This window comes from Litchfieldella rifensis, from assembly GCF_042646605.1.
GTDB lineage: Bacteria > Pseudomonadota > Gammaproteobacteria > Pseudomonadales > Halomonadaceae > Litchfieldella > Litchfieldella rifensis.
This window is the reverse complement of record NZ_JBHRUG010000048.1, coordinates 412,867-437,695: the sequence shown is the minus strand read 5'-3', so window position 1 is coordinate 437,695 and position 24,829 is coordinate 412,867. Positions and strand designations below refer to the sequence as shown.

Genomic DNA, 24,829 nt, shown 5'->3' with positions numbered 1-24,829 from the left:
GGATCTGCTCGGGGGTGGCGCGCCCCTCGGCCATGTCGACCTGATAGGGGTGATGGATATGGTAGTAGTCGCCCTTGGCCATCAGCGCGGCGCGAAAGGCGTCGGGCGTCAGCGGAGCGGATTCGGACGGGTCGGTGGCGGTCGCATTCATGGCAGGCTCCCGGTCATGCCGATTCACAGCGTCAGGCGCATGCCGTCGAAGGCCACTTCTGGGCCTGGCGCCGTGGAGCAACACGGCGCCAGACCCAGTCGTTGCACTCAACGGTTGGCGATATAGAGGGTCACCTCGAAGCCAAGGCGCAGGTCGTTATAGGTCGGTTTGGTCCACATGATGATTCTCCTGTACGTGCGAAGATGGATCGGCAATTGCCAATCACAGTTAAGCATCCGCTCCGCACAGGCGATTCAATACTTTGGAAGGAGTTCGGCTCGTCAATTGGGAGCCCGACGTTCCCTGGGACGTGGAACCTCTCGAACGTCTGCATCGCTCTATATCGGCCATGGGTAATCGCACCGCCGATGACTTCGGCATGCCGCACGGCGACGATGCGCCGGCCAAGTGTCGCAAAATGGAGGCACCCTAGCGGGTCCACATGGTGCAAAATGACACATGCGCCATGTGACGCTTGTGGGAGAGTCGGAGGGAAAGCGACCTCTGAAGGCCATCAAGCGCGCGCTCGCCCCGCCTCAGGTCCTGCGTCTGAATGTATCACCTCGCCTCGCCAACTTGCCCTTGCGGCCGAGGCTGCCGCTGGCGGAGCCCATGCCGCCCAGCCAGGCTCCTGTCCAGTAGAGCCAGAGGTAGGTACCCATAGCGAACGGCAACCAGACAAGTGGCATGGAGGCCACTTGACGCTCCATCATGACGTCACGCCGAACTCGTTCGACCGGAAATCGAATGATCTTAGCCATGACGTAACCCTCCTTGCTTTAACAACCGAACCGCTAGCCATCACGTGAACCAGCGAGATAGGTACATAAATCCAAGCAAAAGATGCGCCAACATCGAGAACGCTCACCTTCCTTTGAATTGGTCGGGAGATGCGAGACGCCCACGATGCGGCACTGGCTATTTGGGCCTATTCCACAACCGATACCATGTCGCCTTCCAGAATGAAACCACGGTCGGTCTGTGAGGGAAATTCGAGATGAAGTGTACCGGCCCCCTCAAGCCCCTCGAACTTTCCGGTTCCACCGACCACTTCCCACACCCCGTTGTCGAGCAGCATCGGCTTGCCATCCTGGCCAGGAACGAATACGGCACGCAATAGCCACTTCACATACGCGATGTCATCGCCTGAGGCAGTGAACACCAGATAGCCGCTCGCGTCACCATGCTTGCCGGGCACGACGTCGTGCAGACCGTATTCCGTGACGGCTGTTCCATCGAGAGGGCCGCTCCCGGTCGCCTCACCCTCGCGCATGACCATCTGGACAAATCGACCGCTGTCATCGGCAAAGTCGTGACGTATCTCCTCTTTTGGCATCACCACGGCTTCGACTTTGATCGGCTCGGCAACCGCTGCGGAGACGGTTGCTCCAAAACATGCCACCAGGATAATAGCTTTCGTCAAATCCTGTGTCAGATTACAGTGTTTCATGACCTTGCACCTTCTATTAAGACACACCGACGCAAACCGCCTAACTGTATATTAGGCGGTATCTGACATAATTGATCCATAATGATTATTTGCAGAATCCATGAGCCAATTCCAACCAACTGATTTATATTTATTTTATCGAACAACACAAACTACACGACTGACATATTTGGTAGCTTTCCGTTTTGCCTTACTACCTCGCACCTCAATATAATCCGAGATGATTCAACCTTTTTATTCTGACAGCAGGAGCCATTACTCATCTTTTAAACTACATGAGTAGCTTTATATTCACACTAAAATACCTGATTCCCCACGCAGAATCGGAAATAAGAACAAGCTCCCTTGTTTCGCACGTCGAAACATTGTCATCGTGGTGGTCCTTGATGGTGTGGTACCGGGATCAGGAGAGCTTGCTCGGATCGACATTGACCGACTTGGCATAGCTGTAGGCCGAGAGGCCAAGAGGCGACAACGCCAACGAGCCATTGCCCGAGTGCTTGTGGCCGATCCAGCCGAGCCGCGCATCGACGAAGTTGCAGCGATTGACGTAGACGGTGCCGCTTTCGATTGCCTCGACGAAGCGCTCGGCGCGCTCGCGTGAAGTGGTGAAGATGGAGGCGGTCAGGCCGTAGCGGCTGCGCGAGACCTGGGCCATGCCCTCCTCGTCGTTCGCTACCTTGACCACTGGCAGCACCGGACCGAAGGTTTCCTCGTTGAGCACGCGCATCTCGCCATCGGCATCAGCCAGCAGGGTCGGCTTGAGGAACAGTGCCGCGCCGATGGTTTCGGTCGTGCCGCCGCAGACCACCCGGGCGCCCTTCTTCTCGGCGTCCTTGATCATTTCCATCAGGCGCTCCACCTCCCGACTGCCGCCGAACAGCGGCCCCAGGGTGGTGGTCTCCGCCATCGGGTCGCCGTTGACCTCGGCTTCCATGATCGCCTTGGCCTTCTCCACGAAGGCATCATGGAGGGCTTCGTGGACATACACGCGTTTCACCGCACAGCATGACTGCCCGGAGTTGTGCAGGCGACCGATCTTGACCGTCCACATCGCGGCATCGTCCAGGTCGGCATCCTCGGCGATGTAGGCGGCATCGGAACTGCCCAACTCCAGCGAGCACTCGATGAAGGGTGATGGCACGTCGTTGAAGGCCCGTTGGGCGACGCTCTGCTGGATGATCTGGCCGCCCCGCACGGAGCCGGTGAACACCACATGGTTGATGTCGCTCTCCTCGATGAGGCGCGCCGAGACATCGAAGTCCACGGTCACGTTGACCAGCAGGTCGTCGATGCCGGCTAGACTGCCGAAGGCCTTCTCGAAGTGAGCGCCCACCGACGGCGTCGTCGTGTGCTTGAGGATTACGGCGCTGCCACTGAGCAGCGCGCACATGGTGCCGTTGATGGCGCAGAACAGGGGGTAGTTCCAAGGCGTGATGACATAGACCACGCCTTTGGCGCGCGACTCGATGCGCCCCTGGAAACTCTCGTCCTGATAGGCGTCCAGCCGGTGCGGGGCCAAGGCCCCGTCGCTGGCGAAGCGGCACAGATACTCGGCCCGTTCGAGCATGAAGTCGATCTCGTCGGCGGCCGCCTGCCGCGGCTTACCCATCTCCCGGGAGATGCCGGTCCCGATCTCGTCGCGATGGGTGCGGAAATAGTCCAGTGCCGCCATCAGCACCTCGGCCCGGCGTGCTGGGCTGAGCTTGCGCCAGGCATGGGAGGCCGCCTGGGCGGCATCGATCCGGGCGTTCACCTCCTCGAAGCTTTCCGAAGGGTGGGAGAAGACGACGTCCCCAGTGAAGGGATTGCGGAGTTCGATCTGGCTCATGTCTCTCTTCCTGTACGATTCGCTAGCATTGATTCAGCTTGTGGATTTCCGCGAGGAAGGCGTCGATGTCCTCGCGGGTCGTGTCGAAGGAAGCGATCAGGCGCACCTCGGCGCGAGCCGCATCCCACACGTTGAAATTGCAAGCCTGCTGCAGCGGCTGGATCCACTCCCGAGGCAGGGTGGCGAAGACCAGGTTGGCCTCGACTGGCGCGGTCAGCGCGATCTCGTCGAAGTGGCTCAGGCCATCGGCCAGGTAGCGTGCCATGGCATTGGCGTGGGCGGCGTTCTCTCGCCACAGATCGCCTTCGAAGTAGGCCAGGTACTGGGCCGCCAGGAAGCGGTGCTTGGAGGCCAGTTGCATGCCCTGCTTGCGGATGAAGGGATAGGCCTCGACCAGCGCCGGATTCAGCACCACCAGTGCCTCGGCCATCATCAGTCCGTTCTTGGTGCCGCCGAAGGAGACCACGTCGATGCCGACGTCGGCGGTCATTTCCTTGAACGATATCCCCAGCGCCACGGCGGCGTTGGCGATCCGGGCACCGTCCATGTGCACCAGTAGACCGTGGCGGCGTGCGACAGCGACGATCGCCTGTAGCTCGTCCAGGTGATAGACGGTGCCCCGTTCGGTGGCCTGGGCGATGCTCACCACTCGGGGCTGGCTATGGTGCTGAATGCCGGCGACCCGCCTGATATGCGCTTCCAGCGCCGGGAGGTCGAGCTTGCCTTGATGCACCGGCAGTGCCACCAGCTTGCAACCGATGACGTTCTCGGGCGCGCCGCACTCATCGACCAGCAGGTGGGCCTCATGCGAGCAGCAGACCGCCTCGTGGGAACGCAGCATGCCCTTGAGGGCGAGCACGTTGGAGCCGGTGCCGTTGAGCAGCAGGAAAGTCTCGGCGCCGGGGCCGAAGACCTCCTTGAACAACCCCCTGACCCGCTCGGTGTAAGGGTCGTTGCCGTAGCCGAGCTGGTGGCCGAGGTTGGCTGCCTGAAGCGCCTCCATTACCCGCGGATGCACGCCGGAGGCATTGTCGCTGGCGAAGATCCGCCCCGGCGCGAGCGGGTTGACGTTCATGGTTGTCACCATCGTTACCCTGCCCTCACAGGCCCGCGGCACCGTCGTCGAGCCACTGCCAGAGGCACAGCGCAACACTGCGGAAGGTGTAGAGATCGAAGCGATCCGGGCCGGTGGCATGCAGCAACACCTGGACCTCGCGGAAAGCGGTGGAGGTGCTATGGCCTACCGGCCATACAGCGGGCGACAGATCCAGCCCGATGCCGCTTTGCAGCAACTCGTGGGCACCGCTGCCCTCAAGGATGAGACGGCACCAGGCATGGCTCACGTCGGTGACCATAACGTCTTCCGGCAAGTCAGCGAGAGCCGCGGCCAGCGCCTGCGGCGATTCATGTTCTGCCACCACCATCCGGCGCGCAGGCCCGGTCCATAGCAGGGCACGATGGTTGCCCAGCGAGGCCAGGGCGGCGGCGTCATCCACGCCCTGCACGGACAGCATGGCGCTCGGCTGCGAGGCGCTGATACGCACCCGCGGATGGGTACGCGTCTCGATGCCGGCCAGCGCCGACTGGCGTTGCTGGCACGCCTGAACCTGGATGGCTCGTGCTTGTGTCGTGATGCCTTCAGCCACGTAGACGTTCTCCTTTGGGGTCATGGAACACCGGCCGTGTCACGGTGACTTCAGCCTGCTCGCCGGTCAGCGGCGATACGGCATAGAGGCTGTCGCCTTCGGCCGTTACTTCGGCCAGGCCCAGGGCGATGGGGCAGTCGAGGACTGGACTGAAGCCCGGCGAGGTGATGCGGCCAAGACTGTCCTGTGGAGTGCCGGTCCAGCGCTTGGCGACGAGTTGGGCACCGGCGGGGATCGGGGTTTCGCCATCGGCGGAAACGAATCCGACCAGGCGGGGACGGCCCTCCTCGGTCAAGGCCGGGCGCTGCAGCGAGCGACGGCCGATGAAGTCGTCGTCGCCGCGGATCATACCGCCCAGTCCGATGTCATGGGGCGTGACCCGGCCATCGATGTCGGCACCGATGATCAGGTGGCCCTTCTCGATGCGCAGGTAGTCCATCGCCTCCAGCCCGTAGGGTATGATGCCGAACGGCTCTCCCGCTTCGAGCAACGCCTCCCACAGCGCCAGGCCATGGTCGGCGGGCACGGCGATCTCGTAGGCGCGCTCGCCGGAGAAGCTGATGCGGAACAGACGCGCGACAACGCCCTGGAAGCGGGCCTCACGGTAGCCCAGGAAGGGCAGCGCCTCGTTGCCGACATCCTCCTCCGGCATCAATCGGGCCAGTACCTCGCGGCTGGCGGGACCGGCCAGCGCCACCACCGCCCACTGCTCGGTAACCGGCTCGATATAGACGGACAGGTCCGGCCACACCATCTGCTGATGGAATTCCATGTGCGAGAGCACGGCGCCGGCATTGGCCGTCGTGGTCGAGATCAGGTAGCGGTTGTCGGCCAGCTTCACCACAGTGCCGTCGTCGAAGACGAAGCCGTCCTCGCGCAGCATCACGCCGTAGCGCGCCTTGTGCAGGCCCACGTTGCCGCAGCGGCTGACGTAGAGGCGGTTGAGGAACTCCGCGGCATCGCGCCCCTGAACCTCGATCTTGCCGAGGGTCGAGACATCGGCGATACCCACCTTGTCGCGCACGTTGGCGGCTTCCTTGCGGGCGGTCTCGGTCAGGGTCTCGCCATGGCCCGGGCGGCGATAGTACTGCGGCCGCAGCCACAGCCCGGAAGGCATGAACACGGCGCCGTTGCGCACGTGCCAGTCATGCATCGGCGAGCGGCGCAAGACGTCGAGGCGGCGGTCGCTCTCGCGGCCGGCCAGGGCGCCCAGCGAGACCGGGGTGAACGGTGGGCGGAAGGTGGTGATACCGACCTCGTCGATCCGCTTGCCCAGGCGCTCGGCGACGATGCGCATGCCGTTGATGTTGCTGGTGCGGCCCTGATCGGTGCCCATGCCCAGGGTGGTGTAACGCTTGACGTGCTCGATGGAGCGATAGCCCTCGCGCAGGGCCAACTCCAGGTCGCGCACCGTGACATCGTCCTGCAGATCGACGAACTTCTTGCCACGACCGCCGCGCACCTCGCACACCGGCGCGGCGTTCAGGGACAGCTCGTTGCCTGCGTACTGGACGACCGGCAGCGCCATCGGCGTTGCCACCTCGCAGCCCAGCGCCTCGGCGGCCGCCTCGCCGGCCGCGATCCCCTGGGCGAGGATAGTTACCAGCGACTGGGCACCGTTGCAGGCACCGGCGGCATGGATGCCCAATAGTGGCTCGTCGGAAGTGGGGGTAAAGGCCCCCCAGGCCGTGTTGTATGTCAGTGTGTTCTTGCCGCCGTGGGCCAGCAGGTGAATGGTGGGCGTCCAGCCGCCCGAGACGCAGAGCAGGTCGCATTCGATCCGCCGACGCTTGCCGCTGCCTTCGATATCCACGGCCTTGATGTGCCGGCTGCCCCGTACGCCGACCACCTCGGCCCGGGTCAGGATCTCCACATCCTCGAGCCCGGCCACGCTCGGTGCCTGGCCACGCAGGTCGACGATCGCCGCCACCTCGGCACCGGCCTCCTTCAGGCAGCGGGCGGTCTCGTAGGCGCTGTCGTTGTTGGTGAAGATCACTGCCCGGCGCCCCGGTACCACGCCGTAGCAGCGCACATAGCGCCGTACGGCACCGGCCAGCATCACGCCGGGACGATCGTTGTCGGAGAACACCAGCGGCCGCTCGATGGCGCCGCTGGCCATCACCGCCCGACGGGCGTGCACGGCGTGCAGGATCTGCCCCTGCTCGGTGTGCTGTACCAGGCCGAACTTGCCGTGACGGTAGCGGCCGAACACCGTGGTGCGAGGCAGAACGGTCACGGTTTCCAGCGCTTCCAGCTCGGCCAGGGTTTGTTGCACCCATTGCCTGACGGTCTGCTCGGCAATGTGCACGAACTCTTCCAGCAGCATGCCGCCCAGCTCGCGGCGCTCATCGACCAGGATCACCCTTGCGCCACGACGGGCCGCCGCGATGGCGGCCATCAGCCCGGCGGGGCCGGCGCCCACCACCAGCAGATCGCAATACTGGCGACGCTTGTCGTAGCGTGCCTCGTCGCGAACGATCGGGGCCTTGCCCAGCCCGGCGGCCTTGCGAATCACCTTTTCATAGTGCCGCCACGCCCAGGACGGCTGCATGAAGGTCTTGTAGTAGAAGCCCGCGGTCAGCAGGGGGGCGGCCAACTGGGCCGCTGCGCTCAAATCCCACTCCAGCGAGGGCCAACAGTTCTGGCTGCGTGCCTCGAGTCCCTCGAACAGCGGGATCTCGGTCGCGCGCAGGTTGGGCTGGTGGGCGCCCTCGCGGCCGAGCTCGACCAGCGCGTTGGGCTCTTCGACACCGGCACTGAGGATGCCCCGTGGCCGGTGATACTTGAAGCTGCGGCCGACCAGGTGCACGCCGTTGGCGAGCAGCGCCGAGGCCAGGGTGTCGCCCTCGTAGCCTTGGTAGGTCTTGCCATTGAAGCGGAAAGACAGCGGTCGACCCCGATCGATCAGCAGGCCGTCCCGTGCAATGCGATGCGGCTGTGTCACGCCTTTTCCTCCCGTTGCGCTGTGGGGCCTGTCACTGTGATGATGTCGTGGGTCACGGTGTCGCGGACGACCTTCAGCCACTGGCGGCAGCCGAAGCTGTGCTGCCAGTACTCGATATGCTCGCCAGCCGGGTTTCCACGCCGGTACAGAAAGGTTTCCCACTCGGCGTCGGAAACGCGCTCGGGATCGGCGGGGCGCGCCTGGTTGGCATCGCCACCATAGGTGAACTCGGTGTAATCCCGCTCACCGCAGTAGGGGCAGGGTATACGCAGCATGTGTGCATTCCTTCAGGAGCACTGCTCGATCAAACTACTGGCCAGCGAAAGCGGCCGGGCAGAGCAACAATGGTTGATTGGTTGACAGGGTCAGTGGTACATCCACGGACGCGGGCCATGGCCTTCTTCGGCAATCACCCGCCCGGTGGCGAAGCGGTCCAGCGCAAAGGTCTCGGCCAGCGCCGGCGTGCGATCGGTGGCGATCAGCTCGGCCAGCACGTCACCCGCCGCCGGCGTGGCCTTGAAGCCGCCATAGCACCAGCCCGCATTGATGTAGAGGCCGTCCACCGGTGTCTTCGATAGGATCGGGCTGCCGTCCATGGACATGTCGACCACCCCGCCCCAGGAGCGCATCAGCCGCAGCTGCCCCAGGCTGGGGAACAGCGTCAGGCAGGTACGTACCATCGCCTCGAGGGGCGGCAGGTCGCCAACGCTGGTCGAGTTGTTGTAGCCGTCCAGGTCGCCGCCCAGCACCAGCTCGCCCTTGTCGGTCTGGCTGATATAGAAGTTATGCACCCCGTGGGTGACCACGCTATCGAGCACCGGCTTGACCGGCTCGGTCACGCAGGCCTGCAGCAGGTGGTTCTCCAGCGGCAGCCGCAGGTCAACCATCTCGGCCAGCCGTGACGAGCCACCGGCGGCGGCCAGCGCCACTCGCGCGGCACCGATCTTCCCGCGCGAGGTCTCCACGCCCACTACCTTGCCGTTGCTGCGAGCGATACCGGTCACCTCGCAGTTCTGGATGATGTGCACTCCCAACTGGGCCGCCGCCCTGGCGTAACCCCAGGCGACCGCATCGTGGCGGGCGGTGCCCGCGCGGTGCTGGATCATGCCGCCCTTGATCGGGAAGCGCGCATCGGGCGAGGTATCCAACAGCGGAACCCGCTCGCGAATCTGCTCCACGCTCAGCAGTTCGGTTGCCACCCCGCTGACGCTCATCGCGTTGCCGCGGCGCGCCATATCGTCGATCTGGCCGCTGCTATGGGCCAGGTTGATGATGCCGCGCTGGCTGAACATGACGTTGTAGTTGAGCTCCTGGCTCAGCCCTTCCCACAGTTTCAGGGCATGCTCGGTGATCGCCCGGCGCGCGGGATGGAAGTAGTTGGAGCGCACGATGGTGGTGTTGCGAGCGACGTTGCCCCCGCCCAGCCAGCCCTTGTCGATCACCGCCACGTTGGTGATGCCGTGCTTGCGTGCCAGGTAGTAGGCGGCCGCCAGGCCATGCCCGCCGGCCCCGACGATCACCACGTCGTAACGCTCGCTGGGGGAGACGTCGGGCAGCGCCTGGGGCCAGTGCCGATGTCCGCTCAGGGCGTGACGAACCAGGGAAAAAGCGGAATAGCGCGTCATGAGGTTATCCGAGCACTGCCTGCAGGAAGCGTTGGGTACGCGGGTTCTGTGGATTGGTCAGCAGTTCCTTGGCCGGTCCTTGTTCACAGATCTTGCCTTCGTCGAAAAAGCACACGCGGTCGGCGAATTCCTTCGCGAAGCCCATCTCATGGGTGACGATCAACATGGTGATGTTGTGCTCCTCGCCGATCCGACGAATGGTACTCAACACTTCGCCGACGAGTTCCGGGTCGAGCGCCGAGGTCACCTCGTCGAACAGCATGATGTCGGGGCGCATGGCCAGCGAGCGGGCGATGGCCACGCGTTGTTGCTGGCCGCCGGAGAGCTGGCTGGGGCGTTGGTCGCGCTTGTCGACCAGGCCGACCATTTCCAGCAGCTCTTCGCCGCGGGCCACCGCCTCCTGACGGCTCAATCCCAGCACGTGGATCGGCGCCTCGATCACGTTGCCGAGCGCGGACATGTGTGGAAACAGGTGGAAATGCTGGAACACCATGCCGATCCGCTGCCGCACCCGGCGGATGTGGCGCTCGTCGGCGGGGACCAGCTTGCCGTTGCGCGGCATCATGTTGAGCGGCTCGCCTTCGACGTAGATGACTCCCTCGTTGGGCGTTTCCAGCGTCATCAGCAGGCGCAGCAGCGTGGACTTCCCTGAGCCGGACGGGCCGATGATGGCCACGCGCTCATTGGGCGCGATATCCAGGTCCAGGGCGTTGAGAACCACCAGGTCGCCGAAGCGCTTGGTGACCTTGTCGAAACGCACCATCGGGGTCGTCGACTGGTTGTGGTCGGCGGCTTGGGTGACCGCTGCCGAATTTTCGATCGTTTTCAGCATGGTTAGTTACTCCCCAGTACTTTTTGACGCAACCAAGCCTCGGTGCGGCGGATCCCCATCATGGCGATCAGGCTGACGACCAGGAAGAAGGCGCCGACCAGGGTGATGGGTTCGATGTAGCGGAAGGTTTCCGAGCCGATGATCTTGGCCTGCTGCATGACTTCGACAACGGCGATCGACGACAGTAGCGGTGTTTCCTTGATCATGCCGACGAGATAGTTGCCTAGGGCGGGAACCACCGGCGGGATGGCCTGTGGAATGACGATGTCCCGGTAGGTGCGGTAGCGGCTCATGTTGAGCGATACCGCCGCTTCCCACTGTCCGCGTGGCACGCCGTCGAGGCCGGCACGATAGACTTCGGAGCAATAGGTGGAGAAGTGCAGGCCGAGCCCCAGAATCCCGGCCACGATCGCCGGCATCAGCACGCCGAATTCGGGTAGCACGAAATACAGGAAGTAGATCTGTACCAGCAGCGGCGTGCTGCGAACGAACTCCACGAAGGCCGCGGTCGGCAGCGAGATCCAGGGCCGATGGCTGCGGCGCATCAATGCCAGCACCAGGCCGAACACGGCGGCGAACACGGCGGCGAACACGAAGCCCAGCACGGTGGCGTAGACGGTGATCACTACCGCGTCCAGCAGCAGCGGCATGATGCGCCAGGCGAATTCCCAGTCCCAGATATTCATCAGATACCTCCTCGGCCAAGACCACGGCTGGTGTAACGCTCCAGCAGACGCATTCCCGCAGTGATTACCAGTGCCATGGCCAGATACATCAGCAGCACCAGCGTGAAGATCTCCACCGTTTCGAAGGTCCGGTCATTGAGCTGCCTGGCCCGGAAGGTGAGGTCGGCGATGGTGATCAGCGACACCAGCGAGGTGGCCTTCAGCAGTTCGATGGAGAGGTTGCCCCAGGGCGGGATCATGTCGGGAATGGCTTGGGGAATGATCACCCGATACATGGCTTGCCAGCGGGTCATGTTGACCGCAATGGTCGCCTCGTACTGGCCTTTCGGCACCGCCTGGATCGCTCCCCGGATGACTTCGGCCCCATAGGCTCCGATGTTCAGGCCGAGGGCGATCCAGCCGACCATGAAGGGATTGATATTGACGCCGAAATGCGGCAGCACGTAGAACATCCAGAACAGTTGGACGAGCGCCGATGTGCCGCGAAACACCTCCACGTAGACGGTTGCCACGCCACGCAAGAGGCGGTAACGGGACAGCCGCATCAGGGCGGCCGTGAACCCCATTACCAGGGCGAGGAGCAGGGCCAGCGCCGTGATCTGGGCGGTGACCCAGGCCCCCTCGAGCATCAGTGGCAGAAAACGTAATAGGTCCATCGATATGGTCTCAAGAACCCTGACAGAGTTCTTCCGCGGTGGTGTCGCCCGGCAGGTTGGCCTCGGTGAAACCGAACGGCCGGACCAGTTCCAGGTGCTCCTCGCTGCCGATGAAGTCGGCGAGATGGGCGTTGAATTCCTCGATCAGCGCTTCGTCCGCCTTGCGGAAGGCGAAGCCGCCGTAACCGATGGCTTCGGGCGGAGTGTCGAATGGCTCGGCACGTTCGACCCGGTCGCCGCCCAGTTGCGCCATGCGCTCGATGGAGACGGAGGTCAGTGCCGCGGCATCGATACGCCCGGTGCGCACCGCCGCCAGCATGCTGGTCTGGTCCGGCAGCTCCTGGACCTGCGAGTCCGGAATGCCGGCGTCGCGGGCATAGCCACGCTCGACGGCGCCGGCCAGTACGCCTAGGGTGACCTCGTCGTTGTTGGCGACATCCTCATAGCTGTGCAGGTCATGAGGGTTGCCGGCCTGGACCAGGAACGACTGTCCCATCATGTAGCTGGGATTGGAGAAGGCCACCTCCTTGCAGCGCCCGGGGGTAATGAACATGCCGGCGGCGACCATGTCCCAGCGGCCGGCGTTGAGGCCTGGCAGCAGCGAAGCCCATTCGGTCAATATGCCATCCAGGTTTTCCACGCCAAGGCGATTGAAGATGACCCTGGCCACCTCGGGTGACTCGCCGGTGAGGACACCCTCTTCATTCACGTAGCCATAGGGGGATTCGTTGGCGAAGGCGGCGCGTACGGCTCCACGCTCGCGCAACTCGTCCAAGGTGACGGCCAGAGCGGGGGTGCTGGCGACGATGGCTACGGCCAGGACGTTGGCGGTGATTGCGGTACGGAAGATATTCATGTCATGCCTCCAGGTCATACGTTGTGGTTGTTGTTGCTCTGAAGTGACGACCAGTTCGCGGGAATGGGGCGAAGCCTCAGTTCGCCTCCAACCGGCAAGGACTGCGTGTCAGTACCTCGCAGCCCCTATCGGTCAGGACGACCGTGTTGGAAAGGAAGTAGTCACCCAGGTTGGAGCCGAGCAGCCAGGACAACACATGGAAGGTCATGCCCGGCTTTAGCAGCATGTCGCTGTCGTGACGCAGACCGACCACCTGACTTCCACCGGTCCAACTAGGAGGATAGCCAAGGCCGACCATGTAGCCGCAGTGGTGGCGACGGTAGTCCCGCACGCCGGAACGCTCGACTGAGTTCTGCCAGCAGGCATATACCTCGGCGGCGGTGACACCGGGCTGGATGGCGTCGACCACCGCGTCGAAGGCATCCAGGCAGGCGCGCTGGGCCCGCTCGGTGTTGGCCGGCGCATCGCCCAAGTAGAGGAAGCGCCCGGCCGGTGCATGGTAGCGACCGACACAGCCCGCCATTTCGAGGAACAGCGCCTCGCCGGCGCGCAGCTCGCGATTACGCCAGCTGGTGTGTTCCTGCTTTATGCGGGGCGTGGGACGAATGAAAGGCGTGAAGCCCGGCGGTTCTCCACCGGCCAGGATCATCCGGCGATGGATCTCGGCCGCCACTTCCTGCTCATTGGCGCCAGGACGGGCCACCTCGAGTGCCGCCTCGATCATCGTGTCGGTAACATGCGCGGCACAGCGGGCATACTCGATTTCCAGCACTGACTTGACTTGCCGTAGCGATTCAACCAGCCACGAGGCATCCGTGCACTTCAGCTCGGGCAGGGTCGCGCACAGGCCTTCGTAGATGGCCAGCGGGAAGCTGTTGCTATACTTCTCGACCCCGGCTTGGGCTTGGGTCAAGCCCAACCCTCCGAGCACCTCGGCCACAGTGATTTCCGGCGGCGTACTGTCCGAATGACCGACGAAGTCCGCCTCGGTGAGCTGGTCCCCGATGGTGGCCCACTCCATGGCGCGAGTGATCAGGATAGGCCTTCCGTCCATTGGCACCACCAGCAGATGGAAGGCGAAATACCCTTGATGATCCAGGCCCGTCAGGTAGTAGATGTTCTCCGGCTTCGACACCAGAAGGCACTGGAGACCATGCTCAGCCATCAGTGAGCGCACGCGAACCACGCGGCCTTGGAACTCCTCGCGAGGGAACAGGGGATGATGGTCCATATCGCTATCTCATTATTATTGTTGACAGGGATCGATTTTTCACTTGAATCCAAGCGACTTCCACTTGGATCCAAGCATGGCATCGTCAGGAAAACAGGTCAACACAGGAAACGTCTTCCAGGAAAAGCCTCTGAAAGATGTTTATAATTTCAAACAAAACAATGGGTTATATTGATTTTGAAGAATTCATGATCGCATTGGTATACGAAGGTCTATCGCGACGAAGTGAACATCAAGGAAGCAAGATGTCGGTCACACAAGCCCCCAGTAGAGGAGTATCGATAGAGCATGCGCCGAGATCCGAACGAACAATTCGCCAAGCTCGGTGCCGCCCAGCGCCGCACCGAGGAGATCTATATCTGCCTGCGCGATCGAATCTGCCTGCTCCATTATCCGCCGGGGACCAAGCTCAGCGAGTCGCAGCTAGCCAAGGAGTTCGAGGTGAGTCGCACCCCGATCAGGAGGGCTTTGCTCCGACTGGAACTGGAGCACCTGGCCGAGCGCCGTCAGGGGCTGCAGACGGTCGTCACCAGCTTCGACTTCGAGTCGGTGAGGGATGTCTATGCCATCCGCATGATTCTGGAGGCCAATCTCGCCAGCCTATCGCCAGCGGAACACTGGTGGGAACGGGCCGAGCAGCTTCGCGACATTCGCGAGCGGTGCCGGGGGCTTCGCGAGCACCATGACGTGGCAAGACTCGGTGAACTGCATCTCAGGCTTCAGGAAGCGCACGCCGACATCATCGTCAACATCCGCGCCCGCGAAATCGTCATGCAGCTCTATTTCCAGATCGCCCGCATCTGGTTGTCGATGGTGCCCAGGATGAACTGGGAAGAGGAAATCGACGCGCTCATCCGTGAGATCGACGACTCGCTCGATGCGATGCACAAGCGCGACATTCGCGCCCTTGGCCAGGTGCGCAAGGAAGCGATCGAACAGAACATCGAGAGAATGAAGGCCATCATGGAGCATAACTGACCGCCACTTGCCGGCCGCCGCTCCTGATCATCGTACCGCGGTCAGTCGCGGTCGGGGGCACCGAGTGGGAAGAGTGGACGGTAGGGTCGCGCCTCGTCCACCGCCCGTGCGAAGGAGAGGCGCGCGAGCAGCCGCCGCCGATAGGCATGAACGTTCGTGAATGTCTCGCCGATCGGGTGGGTCCAGTCGGCGTAGAACAGCGCAGGCGCGGCAGCGCAATCGGCGAGGCTGAAGGCGTCGCCCGCTGCCCACTCGCGCCCCGCCATTGCCTCGTCGAGCCAGCGGTAGGCGGTATCGAGCATTCCCTGTGCCTCGGCGACTCCTTGGCGGTCGCGATTCTCGGCCAAGCGGATGCTGTCGAATACGATCTTCTGCATCGGTGTCATCACGTAGTTGTCGAAAAAACGATCCATCATCCGCACATCGAGCGCGACGCGCGCCTCCTCGGGGATCAACCGTACCTGGCCGGGATGATGTATCCCCAAATGCTCGATGATGATGCTCGACTCCACCACCGTACGACCGTCGTCCACCAGCACGGGAAAGCGCTTGAGCGGCCATAGCGCTTCGAGCTCCGCCGTCACCTGTGCGTCGTCTGGCGCCAGCATGCGGTACTCGAACAGGATGTCGTTCTCGTACAGTGCGATCAACACCTTCTGGCAGTATGAGGAAAACGGGTGGGCATAAAGCTTCATGGCCATCTTTGACTCCTTGATCTATCGAGCTTTCGGGCTAGGCGGCCCAAGAGATGATCCTGGGCCGCTATTCCCTGGTCGTCTGGCAAGGGGCGAAATCGACAACGATCGATCCCCTCCCCGACGACAGACGTCACCGGGTCGGCAATGACCCGGTGGCGTCTCGTTGCGATGCGCAGGGTTCAGGCGCTGGCTTCGACCGCCACTTCCTGACCACCGCTCTTGATCATCGCGTAGCCCAGACCGGTAACCAGCGAGCCGATGACGATGGCGGCCAGGTAGAGCAACACGGGGGTGATGGCGTTGGGGATCAGTAGCACGAAGATGCCGCCATGGGGTGCCATCAGCTTGGCGCCGACCAGCATCGACAGCGCGCCGGTGATCGCCCCGCCGGCGATGCAGGCGGGAATCACGCGCAGCGGGTCCTTGGCGGCGAAGGGAATCGCCCCTTCGCTGATGAAGCACAGGCCCAGTACGAAGGATGCCTTGCCGGCCTCGCGCTCGGGTTCGGAAAACTTCGACTTGGCGACGAAACTGGCGATCCCCATGCCGATCGCCGGGACCATGCCGGCGGCCATGATCGCCGCCATCGGTGCATAGGTTTCGGATGCCAGCAGGCCCACGCCGAAGGTATAGGCGGCCTTGTTGACCGGCCCACCCAGGTCGAAGCACATCATCGAGCCCAGCAGGATGCCGAGCAGCACGGCGTTGGCGGAGCCCATGTTCTCGAGGAAGGCGGTCAGTGCGGCGAGGATGCCCGCCACCGGTTCACCGATCACATAGATCATCACCAGACCGGTGATCAAGCTGGCGACCAGCGGAATGATCAGGATCGGCTTGAGCGATTCGACGCTCGACGGCAGCTTGACGCGCTGGGCCACGGCCTTGGCCACATAACCGGCCAGGAAGCCGGCGAGGATACCGCCGATGAAGCCGGCGCCGATTTCGGCCGCCAGCATCCCGCCGATCATGCCCGGAGCAATCCCCGGCCGGTCGGCGATCGAGTAGGCGATATAACCGGCCAGTACCGGGATCATCAGGGTGAAGGCGGTGCCACCACCGATCTGCATCAGCGCCGCCGCCAGGGTGCCTTCTTCCTTGAAAGCCTCGATGCCGAACACGAACGACAGCGCGATCAGCAGGCCCCCCGCCACCACCATCGGCAGCATGAACGACACGCCGGTCAACAGGTGCTTGTAGACGCCCTTCTCCTTGACGCTCTTCTTGCGCTCGCCACCCGCCTGGGCGGATGCCTGCGTTTCCACTTCGGCCTCGGTCAGCGCTTGCTCGATGGTCGGCCGCGGCTTCTTCAGCGCATTGCCGGTGGAAGTGCGGAAGACTCGTTTACCGGCGAAGCGGGTCGGATCGACCTCGATATCGCAGGCCAAGATCACCAGGTCGGCGTCACGAATTTCCCCCTCGGTAAGCTTGTCCTGGGCACCCACCGAGCCTTGGGTCTCGACGCGCACCTGATGACCCAGTGCCTTGCCCGCTTCCGCCAGGGCTTCCGCAGCCATGAAGGTATGCGCTACCCCGGTGGGACAGGCGGTTACCGCCACGATACGCTGGCCGCCGGCAGCGGCCGGCGCGGCGGAGGGAGCTTCGACAGGCGCGGTGAAGGCCTCGGCTTCGCGGCTGGCACGCTCGAGAAAGGCGTCCGGATCGGGCAGGGCCTGATCGATCGGCGCCTGGAACAGACGCTTGCCATTGAACCGCTGCGGCGCAGGAATATGGTCGGCGGCAACTACCACCAAGTCGGCGGCCTCAATGGCTTCCAAGGAAGCCGGAGTCAACGGTTCGAGTTCGCTATGCATCTCGACCGTGACCTGCCAGTCGCGACGACGGGCGGCCTGTTCCAGACGGCGGGCGGCCAGAAAGGTGGTGGCCATGCCACTCGGGCAGGCGGTGATCAGGATGATGTTCATGCGAGCGCTCCCCCTGCGTCGACGTCATCGAGGCGGCGTACGCGGGTCTGTTGTTGGAGTTGAGTGAAGTCGGCGGCATGGGGGTCGCCCACACCGATATGGCGGACGGACTCGGCCGACAATGCGGTAGCGAAGCCCAGCGTCTGCGCGGCAGGCTGGCCTTCGAGCACGCCGTGCAGCATCCCGGCGACCAGGGTGTCGCCGGCTCCGACGGTGCTTTCCACGTCCATGATGGGCGGGGTGGCCAGCCAGGCACCGCGGCGGCTGACCCACAGCACACCGTGCGGCCCGGCCGATACCAGCGCTTCCTGAACACCGGCACTGTGCAGTCGCAGGGCCGCAGCCAGCCGATCGGCATCGTTATCCAGCTCTCCGCCGGCCCAGTCGGCCAATTCATGCTCGTTGGGCTTGACCGCCGTCGGCCGCGCCCCGATGGCGGCGCTGAGCGCCTGACCACTGGTATCGACCCACACCGGCAGTTCCCGCTCACGTAAGCAGGCGACCAGCGCCGCCAGGTCGTCGGGTGAGATTCCCGGTGGCAGACTGCCACCGATCACCACTGCATCCGGACGCCGCAGTGGATCGGCCGCCAGGGCGGTTAGCCACTCGCTCAGATGCGTCCAGGCGTCGGGCTCGATGGCCACACCGGGGCCGTTGATATCGGTGACGCGCCCGTCATGCTCGGCGACCTTGGCATTGATCCGCGTCTCGCCGGGCACGCGCAGGAAGGCATCGGTCACGCCCATGGCCTCGAAGGCACGCAGGAAGGGACCATCGTTATCCGCGCCCAGGAACCCCGACACCGTGACCCGATGACCGAGTGCCATCAGCACCCGGGCCACATTGACGCCCTTGCCGGCCGCCTCGAGATGAGTGACGTCGGTACGATTGACCTCTCCCAGAGCCAGGCGCGGCAAGCGAATCGCCAGGTCCAGCGCAGGATTGAGGCTGAGGGTCAGGACATGCGCCATCAGAGCGCCTCCAGGGCGTCACGTACCGCCTCGCTGGTCGCCTGGGCCAGGGCCAGTCGGGCCTGATGCTGGGCCTCGGCCAAATCGAACTCGCGTAGCCTCGCCTTGACCATCGGCACCTGGCGGGCACTCACGGACAGCTCGTCGACGCCAAGGCCCACCAGTACCGGCACCGCCTGGGCATCCGAGGCCAGCTCGCCACACACCCCGACCCATTTGCCCCGCGCATGGGCGGCATCGACGGTCATCTGGATCAAGCGCAACACCGCCGGGTGCAGGCCGTCGGCCTGGGCCGAGAGTTCGGGGTGGCCGCGGTCGATGGCCAGGGTGTACTGGGTCAGGTCGTTGGTGCCGATGGAGAAGAAGTCGACCTCCTCGGCCAGACTCGGCGCCAGCAGCGCACAGGACGGCACCTCGATCATCACCCCGAGCTGTACGTCGGTGGCGCGCTCGGTTTCGGGGATCTCTTCCAGCAGGCGGTCATGGATGGCCTTGGCCTGACGGAACTCGGCGATGTCCTTGACCATCGGCAGCATGATGCGCAGCGGCTTGCCGGTGGCAGCGGTGAGCAGCGCCCGCAACTGGGTTTCCAATACGTCGGGTTGGGTCAGGGCCAGGCGGATGCCGCGCAGGCCGAGGAAGGGATTGTCCTCCTGGGGCACCGGCCAGTATGGCAACGGCTTGTCGCCGCCGACATCGAGGGTGCGTGCCACCAGGGGGCGGCCGTCCAACGCCTCGATGGCCTGGCGATACTCGGCCACCTGGGTGTCGAGATCCGGCGCTTCGGCATGGGCCATGAAGATGAACTCGGTGCGCAGCAGGCCGACACCCTCGGCACCGCGTTCCACGGCATCCGCGGTGTGCGCGGTATTGCCCAGGTTGGCGGCCACTTCGACGCGATGGCCGTCGCGGGTGCGGCCTTCCTCGAAGCGTGCCGCGAAGGCATCGCGTTCGAGTCGTTCACGCTCCTTGAGCCGCAGCTCGGCGCGCTGGCGGCGCTCCCTGGACGGTGCCGGTACGACTCGACCACGCTCGCCATCGAGGATCAGCTCGATGCCGTTGTCCAGGCCCAGCACGCGCTCGCCGGCACCCACCACGGCGGGAATGCCCAGGGCGCGGGCCAGGATCGCGCTGTGCGCGGTGGCGCCGCCGCGGGCGGTCAACAGGCCACGCACCTTCTGGGTGTCCAGACGCGCGACGTCGGAGGGACCCACATCGTCCATGACCAGGATATAGGGGTGATCCGGCGGGGTCGGCAGCTCGATGCCGCATAGGAGTCCCAGTACGCGGCGCCCCACGTCGCGCAGGTCGGCGGCGCGCTCGGCCAGCAGGCGATCGGCCAGCATTTCCTGGGCGCGCGCCGCGGTGTCGATGGCCTGCCACCAGGCCGCCTCGGCGCTCATGCCCTCGCCAATTCCCTCGCGTGCGGCCTGGTGCAGCTCCGGATCATCGAGCATCTCTTCGTGCATCGACAGGATTTCCGAGACTTCGCCGCCCGGGGCGCTGTGCACCAGCGATTCGAGCTGCGCGATGCCTTCGCGGATTGCCTGCTCCAGGCGCCGCTTCTCATGCACGCCGTCATCGGCACGCTCGGGATAGTCGAAACGCGGGGTACGTAGCACGAAGGCCGGACCGATAGCCAGCCCTGGCGACGCGGCCACTGCCGCGTGCGGAGTATCCGCGGGCAAGGGCTCGAGCACCGCTTGCGGGGCAATGCTTGCGGTATGATCGCGCCCTTCCTCGAAGGGCAGCACCTTTTCGCCGAGCCCTTCGCTCACGGCAGTAGCGACGGCTGCCAGTGCCTCGTCGGCAGCGTCGCCCTCGGCGGAGAACACCAGTACCTGGCCGCGGCGTGCGCCCAGCCCGATGACCTTGGTCAGACTGGCGGCCGAGACGGCCTCTCCGCCGCCCTCCAGCAGACGGACCTTGATCGGCAGCGCCTGCTGGCGTGCGGCCTGCACCAGTAGCTTGGCCGGGCGCGCGTGCAGGCCGTGGGCATTGAGCACACGGGCCCGAACCGTCCGGGCGCTGGCCGACTCACCGGCAAGCCGCGCCAGCACGGTGGCCACATCGGCCTCGAACAACGCCTCGCCACCGCCGCTGTCGAGCAGCGCCGACAGTCGCTCCAGCAGGTTGCGATGTGCATCGCCCTGGGCGGCCAGGCAGAACACGCCCTGCACCGGCCCTTGGGAGTGAGCGATCGGCGCTTCCGGCGTGGCCAGTGACAATGAGGGCGTGACCACGCCGGTTGCGCTGCTGGTGAACCACAAGCCCTTTCCTAGCCCTACCGGGGTCTGATCGGCAATCGCGGCAACGAAAGCGGCGTCCACACAGCCCGCCTGGCGCAGACGCGCGGCCCCGGCCAGCGCCAGTTCCAGAGGGTCACGAGCGGGAAACTTCAGGCACAGTGTGTCGGCATCCAGGCGCGCCTCCACGGGCACCTTGGACAACAGCGACGCCACTGCGGCCTGCGAGTCGGCCGCCGCCAGCTTCTCGGCCACCCCCTCACGATCCAGGACGTGGGTCAACTGACGCAGGATATCGAGGTGTTCGTCGCTCTGGGCGGCGATGGTCACCAGCACGTGAACGCGGTTGCCATCGTGCCATTCGATACCGGCCGGAAACTGCAGCACCCGCACACCGGTCTGCTTGACGTGTTCGCGGCTCTCCGGGGTGCCATGCGGAATGGCGATGGCATTGCCCAGGAAAGTGGAAGACTGGGCCTCGCGAGCGTATAGCCCATCGCGATACCCGGACGTCACCAGGCCGGCGTCACCGAGGGCGGTGGCGGCCTGGTCCAGCGCGCCTTGCCAGTCGCTGGCGTGACAGCCGAGCATGATATCGTTGTGTCCGAGACTGAGCATCGGAATCTCCTGTGCCGGCTTACACCGGGCCGTGTACGAAAACTGATTGTGCTCGATCGCTTACCGACTTTGCTTGCCGACTCCGCTGACAATCAGCTGGCTGAATCGTGTCACCTACAGATAAACTCAATGCTGGATCGTGACAGCATTTTTATCAAGTCACATTGCCTACGACCTTAGCAGGGGGTGGGATGCCGGCCTGCTGGCGTAGAATGCACGGAGACTCATGCCGACCGGCTGTCACGGCGGATGAGCCAACACAAGGATTTTCCCATGACACTCGCCGAAATTGCCCAACTGGCTGGGGTCTCGCGCACCACCGCCAGTTATGTCATCAACGGCAAGGCCCGAGAGCGCCGCATCAGCCAGGACACCGTCGACAAGGTAATGGCGGTGGTGGAACGGCACCACTATCGGGTAGATGCCCAGGCGGCCGCCCTGCGCCGCGGCGCCAGCCGCACCCTGGGCCTGATCATTCCCGACCTGGAAAATGCCAGTTATGCCCGCCTGGCCAAGCTGCTCGAGCGTGGCGCCCGCGAGCGTGGCTACCAGTTGCTGATCGTTGGCTCCGACGACGACCCCGACAGCGAGCGCGAGTTGGCCCGAGCCCTTCGCGCCCAGCGTTGTGAGGTGTTGATCGTCGCCAGCTGCCTGGCCATGGATGACCCCTTCTATGGCGAGCTGATGGCCTCCGGCTTGCCGGTGATCGCCGTCGACCGTGCCCTCGAATCCCGTCATTTCATCAGCATAGTCAGTAATAACCAGGTAGCCGCCGAGGCGCTGACTCGCTCGGTGCTATCGCCCCAAATCTCGAGCATCGCCTGGTTCGATGCCGTTCCGGAACTTTCGATCAGTGTCGAGCGCCGTGCCGGCTTCCGCAAGGCCCTGGAAGGCAGTTCGGCGCAGGCGATCATGAAGAGCGCGGCCCGTTACGACCGCACCGAGGGAGCGCGCCTGATGCATGAGTTGCTCACCGAGCATGGCATGCCCGATGCGCTGGTCACAGCTTCCTATACCCTGCTCGATGGCGTCTTCGATGTGCTGCTGGACAACGGCGGCCTGCCGGAAACTTTGCATCTGGCGACATTCGGCGACGACCGGCTGCTCGACTTCCTGCCACTGACGGTCAACTCACTGCCTCAGGACCACCGACGCATCGCCGAATTGACCCTCGACCGGGCACTGGCAGCCTCGCGAGGCGATTATCGCCCCGGTCAGGCAGTGGTCGAACGCGCCCTCAAGCGGCGCCGGCCGTCGCCTTCGTCGAAAGGACGTCAGGTGATATCGGACCGGTAGCGCTGCGTCCAAGCTTCGAAGGCTTCCAGAGAAGGTTCGAGACTTTCGCGCAGGGCATCGCGCAGCGCTGGCCAATTCTCGCTGGCTCGGCACCGGGCCGCCTCGTCCAGAGCCTGTGCCCGCGAGGCGATGCCCACGAGCCCCAGACTCGAGGCCTCGCCCTTGATCAAATGCGACACCCGCAGGACCTCGTCGGCCTGCTCCTGGGCGATAGCGGCATCCAGCGCTTCAAGCCGTGCCGGCCACTGCTGACGGAACAACGATGCCAAGGACGCGAGCCCTTGATCGCCCAGGGCCCCCTGCAGATCGTCCAGAGCCTGGCCATCCAGCAGCGGCATTCCCCCCTCGGGTGACGATGATGGCCAGGAAACCACGTCATCCACCGGCGCCGAGTCACCTTCCAGATAACGAGACAACACGCAGGCCAGGGCACCGAGAAACAGCGGCTTGGTCAGGTAGTCGTCCATGCCGGCAGCCAGGCAACGATTGCGCTCCCCTCCCGTGGCGCCGGCCGTCATGGCGACGATGGGAAGCTCGGCCAGCCGACCGCCCATGGCACGTAGACGCCGCGTGACCTCCAAGCCATCCATGTCCGGCATCTGCACATCCATGAAGATCAACGCATAATCGCCGGTCGGTGCCAGCCGTAAGGCCTCGACTCCGCTAGCGGCGATCTCGAGTCGGCAGCCTAGACGTTCGAGCATCGCCACGGCCACTTGCTGGTTGACTGGGTTGTCCTCGACCAACAGCAAGCGCGCCGCAAAACGACTCGTGTCCGGTCGAACCTGCGTTGGGGATGGCAACGCTTTCGCCGACTGAGCAGGCAGTGGTACTTCCAACCAGAAACGGCTGCCCCGCCCATGGCGGCTGTCGACACCGATGGTTCCCTTCATGGCTTCCACCAGCCGTTTGCAGATGGCCAGACCCAGCCCGGTTCCGCCAAATTGCCGCGCCGTGGAAGCATCGCCCTGTCGAAAGGGTTCGAAGAGATGCCCTTGATGTGCGGTAGGGATCCCGCAGCCGCTGTCGATGACCTCGATCCGCAAGCGCTGGGCACGCAACGACCAAAGCGCTACCAGGCGCACCTCACCCTGGGCAGTGAACTTGATGGCATTGGACAGCAGATTGAGGATGACTTGGCGCAGACGCCCCGGATCTCCCAGGCGCCGGTCGGTCAGATCCGGATCGATCTCCAACGTCAATGCGAGTCGCTTGTCGGCAGCACGTGGCGCGAACAGGGTAACAGCGGCCTCCAGCAGCTCGCGTAGTGAGAACGTGGTGCGCTCGAGTTCCAGGCGTCCGGCTTCGATCTTGGAAAAGTCCAGGATGTCGTTGATCAATCCCAACAACTGACCGGCACTGTCATGGATGGTGCGGGCATAACGCAGCGACTGGCCATCCAGCGGCCGCTCCAGCAGCAAATCGCTCATACCGATGACGCCATTCAAGGGCGTACGAATCTCGTGACTGACCATCGCCAGGAATTCGGACTTGGCCTGGCTCGCCGACTCGGCTTCGCGCGCCGTGACCTCCAGTTCACGACTCAAGGTTTCCATGGCGTGACGTGCACTGGCATTGTCTCGGGACTCGCGAAACAGGAAACCCACCACCAGCAAGGTTGCCAGCGTCATCGACAGAATCAGCGCCAGTAACAGGCGGTACAGCGACTGCAGGGTTTCCCGTTCCTGCGTGGAGGAATCGGCAAGGTGGGCATTGATGGCAATGATCAACTGCTCGGTATAAGCCGACAGTTCATCGAGCTGGCGGCTGAGATCGGCACGAATGCCGGCATCGAGCCGCTCGATTTCCTTCAAGGTAGCGTCGAGTTTCTCGACCCTATTGACGATTTCGGGCATCAGTTCGGCGGTCGCCGGAATCGTACGGAACAGCTCGACGATGTTGCCGCGTTGCAGAAGGTTGACACGGCTATACAGCAGTTCGAAGCGCAGACGCAGTGCCTCCAGAGGCTCCCCCGATCCCGTCATCATGCGCAACTGTACCGCCTCGCGATCCAGCTTGTAGGCGAACCAGGCGGCATCGCCCCCCACGCTCTGGGCCACGCTCTCCTGGCGCCATAGCACCAGCCCCACCACGACCATGGCGGCTGCGAAGAAGAACAAGGCGGCAAAGGCACCAAGCTTCAGGCGCAACGGGTAGCGAAGCATGTCGCTAACGATCTCCTCGCTGTGGAC

Annotated in this window: 21 protein-coding genes; 2 read left to right on the top strand and 19 right to left on the bottom strand. The window is 64.1% G+C overall.

Translation table 11 applies throughout. From position 1 onward, the window contains the following. Positions 1–258 precede the first annotated feature (258 nt). From pqqA to ACFOEV_RS21635, 14 genes are all read right to left on the bottom strand, one after another. Positions 259–330 carry a pyrroloquinoline quinone precursor peptide PqqA gene (pqqA, locus tag ACFOEV_RS21700; RefSeq protein WP_189471662.1) on the bottom strand — a complete coding sequence of 24 codons (72 nt, stop codon included), beginning with the start codon at positions 328–330 and terminating at the stop codon, positions 259–261. 357 nt (positions 331–687) lie between these two features. Further along, the gene (locus ACFOEV_RS21695; protein ID WP_386777059.1) at positions 688–912 is read right to left on the bottom strand and encodes a hypothetical protein; all 225 of its coding nucleotides are present in this window, start codon (positions 910–912) and stop codon (positions 688–690) included. Positions 913–1,079: 167 nt separating this feature from the next. Then, positions 1,080–1,601 carry a hypothetical protein gene (locus ACFOEV_RS21690; protein ID WP_386777057.1) on the bottom strand — a complete coding sequence of 174 codons (522 nt, stop codon included), beginning with the start codon at positions 1,599–1,601 and terminating at the stop codon, positions 1,080–1,082. A 403-nt stretch (positions 1,602–2,004) separates the two neighbouring features. Continuing rightward, the gene (locus ACFOEV_RS21685; protein WP_386777055.1) at positions 2,005–3,432 is read right to left on the bottom strand and encodes an aldehyde dehydrogenase family protein; all 1,428 of its coding nucleotides are present in this window, start codon (positions 3,430–3,432) and stop codon (positions 2,005–2,007) included. A gap of 22 nt (positions 3,433–3,454) precedes the next feature. Then, on the bottom strand, positions 3,455–4,507 hold the full coding sequence (locus ACFOEV_RS21680; RefSeq protein WP_386777053.1) for a threonine aldolase family protein: 1,053 nt from the start codon (positions 4,505–4,507) through the stop codon (positions 3,455–3,457). Positions 4,508–4,532: 25 nt separating this feature from the next. Continuing rightward, positions 4,533–5,078 carry a sarcosine oxidase subunit gamma gene (locus ACFOEV_RS21675; RefSeq protein WP_386777051.1) on the bottom strand — a complete coding sequence of 182 codons (546 nt, stop codon included), beginning with the start codon at positions 5,076–5,078 and terminating at the stop codon, positions 4,533–4,535. Next, positions 5,071–8,022, bottom strand: coding sequence for a sarcosine oxidase subunit alpha family protein (locus ACFOEV_RS21670; RefSeq protein WP_386777049.1), 2,952 nt, complete (start codon positions 8,020–8,022; stop codon positions 5,071–5,073). Before ACFOEV_RS21670 ends, ACFOEV_RS21675 begins: the two co-directional genes overlap by 8 nt. Further along, positions 8,019–8,297: a sarcosine oxidase subunit delta gene (locus ACFOEV_RS21665; RefSeq protein ID WP_386777047.1), complete on the bottom strand. Its 279-nt coding sequence runs from the start codon at positions 8,295–8,297 to the stop codon at positions 8,019–8,021. The genes ACFOEV_RS21670 and ACFOEV_RS21665 overlap by 4 nt, the downstream gene beginning before the upstream one ends. A 90-nt stretch (positions 8,298–8,387) precedes the next feature. Then, positions 8,388–9,647, bottom strand: coding sequence for a sarcosine oxidase subunit beta family protein (locus tag ACFOEV_RS21660; protein WP_386777045.1), 1,260 nt, complete (start codon positions 9,645–9,647; stop codon positions 8,388–8,390). Positions 9,648–9,651: 4 nt separating this feature from the next. After that, positions 9,652–10,479, bottom strand: a complete 828-nt coding sequence (gene ehuA / locus ACFOEV_RS21655) for an ectoine/hydroxyectoine ABC transporter ATP-binding protein EhuA (protein WP_449280249.1) — start codon at positions 10,477–10,479, stop codon at positions 9,652–9,654. Positions 10,480–10,481: 2 nt separating this feature from the next. Continuing rightward, the gene (gene ehuD / locus ACFOEV_RS21650; RefSeq protein WP_386777044.1) at positions 10,482–11,165 is read right to left on the bottom strand and encodes an ectoine/hydroxyectoine ABC transporter permease subunit EhuD; all 684 of its coding nucleotides are present in this window, start codon (positions 11,163–11,165) and stop codon (positions 10,482–10,484) included. Continuing rightward, positions 11,165–11,821 carry an ectoine/hydroxyectoine ABC transporter permease subunit EhuC gene (gene ehuC / locus ACFOEV_RS21645; protein ID WP_386777042.1) on the bottom strand — a complete coding sequence of 219 codons (657 nt, stop codon included), beginning with the start codon at positions 11,819–11,821 and terminating at the stop codon, positions 11,165–11,167. Before ehuC ends, ehuD begins: the two co-directional genes overlap by 1 nt. Before the next feature lie 10 nt (positions 11,822–11,831). Then, complete coding sequence (gene ehuB / locus ACFOEV_RS21640) at positions 11,832–12,677, bottom strand: ectoine/hydroxyectoine ABC transporter substrate-binding protein EhuB (RefSeq protein WP_386777040.1); 846 nt, start codon at positions 12,675–12,677, stop codon at positions 11,832–11,834. Positions 12,678–12,753: 76 nt separating this feature from the next. Further along, the gene (locus tag ACFOEV_RS21635; RefSeq protein ID WP_386777038.1) at positions 12,754–13,908 is read right to left on the bottom strand and encodes a M24 family metallopeptidase; all 1,155 of its coding nucleotides are present in this window, start codon (positions 13,906–13,908) and stop codon (positions 12,754–12,756) included. Positions 13,909–14,196: 288 nt separating this feature from the next. Here ACFOEV_RS21635 and ACFOEV_RS21630 point away from each other — a divergent pair, with 288 nt between their 5' ends. After that, the gene (locus tag ACFOEV_RS21630; RefSeq protein WP_386777036.1) at positions 14,197–14,886 is read left to right on the top strand and encodes a GntR family transcriptional regulator; all 690 of its coding nucleotides are present in this window, start codon (positions 14,197–14,199) and stop codon (positions 14,884–14,886) included. 41 nt (positions 14,887–14,927) lie between these two features. On the opposite strand, the gene ACFOEV_RS21625 is transcribed toward ACFOEV_RS21630, so the two are convergent. The 4 genes from ACFOEV_RS21625 to ptsP all read right to left on the bottom strand — a co-directional run bounded on the left by ACFOEV_RS21625 (position 14,928) and on the right by ptsP (position 21,341). Then, positions 14,928–15,587, bottom strand: a complete 660-nt coding sequence (locus tag ACFOEV_RS21625; RefSeq protein ID WP_386777034.1) for a glutathione S-transferase family protein — start codon at positions 15,585–15,587, stop codon at positions 14,928–14,930. Between the two features lie 176 nt (positions 15,588–15,763). Then, the gene (gene fruA, locus ACFOEV_RS21620) at positions 15,764–17,506 is read right to left on the bottom strand and encodes a PTS fructose transporter subunit IIBC (protein ID WP_386777033.1); all 1,743 of its coding nucleotides are present in this window, start codon (positions 17,504–17,506) and stop codon (positions 15,764–15,766) included. After that, entirely contained in the window at positions 17,503–18,477 is a 975-nt protein-coding gene (pfkB, locus tag ACFOEV_RS21615; protein WP_386777031.1) for a 1-phosphofructokinase, read from the bottom strand. The genes fruA and pfkB overlap by 4 nt, the downstream gene beginning before the upstream one ends. Beyond that, entirely contained in the window at positions 18,477–21,341 is a 2,865-nt protein-coding gene (ptsP, locus tag ACFOEV_RS21610) for a phosphoenolpyruvate--protein phosphotransferase (protein ID WP_386777029.1), read from the bottom strand. Before ptsP ends, pfkB begins: the two co-directional genes overlap by 1 nt. A 273-nt stretch (positions 21,342–21,614) precedes the next feature. Between ptsP and cra the strand changes: the two genes are divergently transcribed. Then, a complete protein-coding gene (gene cra / locus ACFOEV_RS21605) occupies positions 21,615–22,637 on the top strand; it encodes a catabolite repressor/activator (protein WP_386777028.1) in 1,023 nt (340 codons plus the stop codon). Here the strand turns inward: cra and ACFOEV_RS21600 are convergent. Continuing rightward, positions 22,616–24,802, bottom strand: a complete 2,187-nt coding sequence (locus tag ACFOEV_RS21600) for an ATP-binding protein (protein WP_386777026.1) — start codon at positions 24,800–24,802, stop codon at positions 22,616–22,618. The two genes, cra and ACFOEV_RS21600, sit on opposite strands and share 22 nt — an antisense overlap. Between the last annotated feature and the right edge of the window lie 27 nt (positions 24,803–24,829).

Bases quoted from the DNA above. Each gene is read 5' to 3' on its own strand.
- ACFOEV_RS21695 (WP_386777059.1), bottom strand. From the start codon at position 912: ATGGCTAAGATCATTCGATTTCCGGTCGAACGAGTTCGGCGTGACGTC.
- ACFOEV_RS21690 (WP_386777057.1), bottom strand. From the start codon at position 1,601: ATGAAACACTGTAATCTGACACAGGATTTGACGAAAGCTATTATCCTG.
- ACFOEV_RS21685 (WP_386777055.1), bottom strand. From the start codon at position 3,432: ATGAGCCAGATCGAACTCCGCAATCCCTTCACTGGGGACGTCGTCTTC.
- ACFOEV_RS21680 (WP_386777053.1), bottom strand. From the start codon at position 4,507: ATGAACGTCAACCCGCTCGCGCCGGGGCGGATCTTCGCCAGCGACAAT.
- ACFOEV_RS21665 (WP_386777047.1), bottom strand. From the start codon at position 8,297: ATGCTGCGTATACCCTGCCCCTACTGCGGTGAGCGGGATTACACCGAG.
- ACFOEV_RS21660 (WP_386777045.1), bottom strand. From the start codon at position 9,647: ATGACGCGCTATTCCGCTTTTTCCCTGGTTCGTCACGCCCTGAGCGGA.
- ehuA (WP_449280249.1), bottom strand. From the start codon at position 10,479: ATGCTGAAAACGATCGAAAATTCGGCAGCGGTCACCCAAGCCGCCGAC.
- ehuD (WP_386777044.1), bottom strand. From the start codon at position 11,165: ATGAATATCTGGGACTGGGAATTCGCCTGGCGCATCATGCCGCTGCTG.
- ehuC (WP_386777042.1), bottom strand. From the start codon at position 11,821: ATGGACCTATTACGTTTTCTGCCACTGATGCTCGAGGGGGCCTGGGTC.
- ehuB (WP_386777040.1), bottom strand. From the start codon at position 12,677: ATGAATATCTTCCGTACCGCAATCACCGCCAACGTCCTGGCCGTAGCC.
- ACFOEV_RS21635 (WP_386777038.1), bottom strand. From the start codon at position 13,908: ATGGACCATCATCCCCTGTTCCCTCGCGAGGAGTTCCAAGGCCGCGTG.
- ACFOEV_RS21630 (WP_386777036.1), top strand. From the start codon at position 14,197: ATGCGCCGAGATCCGAACGAACAATTCGCCAAGCTCGGTGCCGCCCAG.
- ACFOEV_RS21625 (WP_386777034.1), bottom strand. From the start codon at position 15,587: ATGGCCATGAAGCTTTATGCCCACCCGTTTTCCTCATACTGCCAGAAG.
- fruA (WP_386777033.1), bottom strand. From the start codon at position 17,506: ATGAACATCATCCTGATCACCGCCTGCCCGAGTGGCATGGCCACCACC.
- pfkB (WP_386777031.1), bottom strand. From the start codon at position 18,477: ATGGCGCATGTCCTGACCCTCAGCCTCAATCCTGCGCTGGACCTGGCG.
- ptsP (WP_386777029.1), bottom strand. From the start codon at position 21,341: ATGCTCAGTCTCGGACACAACGATATCATGCTCGGCTGTCACGCCAGC.
- cra (WP_386777028.1), top strand. From the start codon at position 21,615: ATGACACTCGCCGAAATTGCCCAACTGGCTGGGGTCTCGCGCACCACC.
- ACFOEV_RS21600 (WP_386777026.1), bottom strand. From the start codon at position 24,802: ATGCTTCGCTACCCGTTGCGCCTGAAGCTTGGTGCCTTTGCCGCCTTG.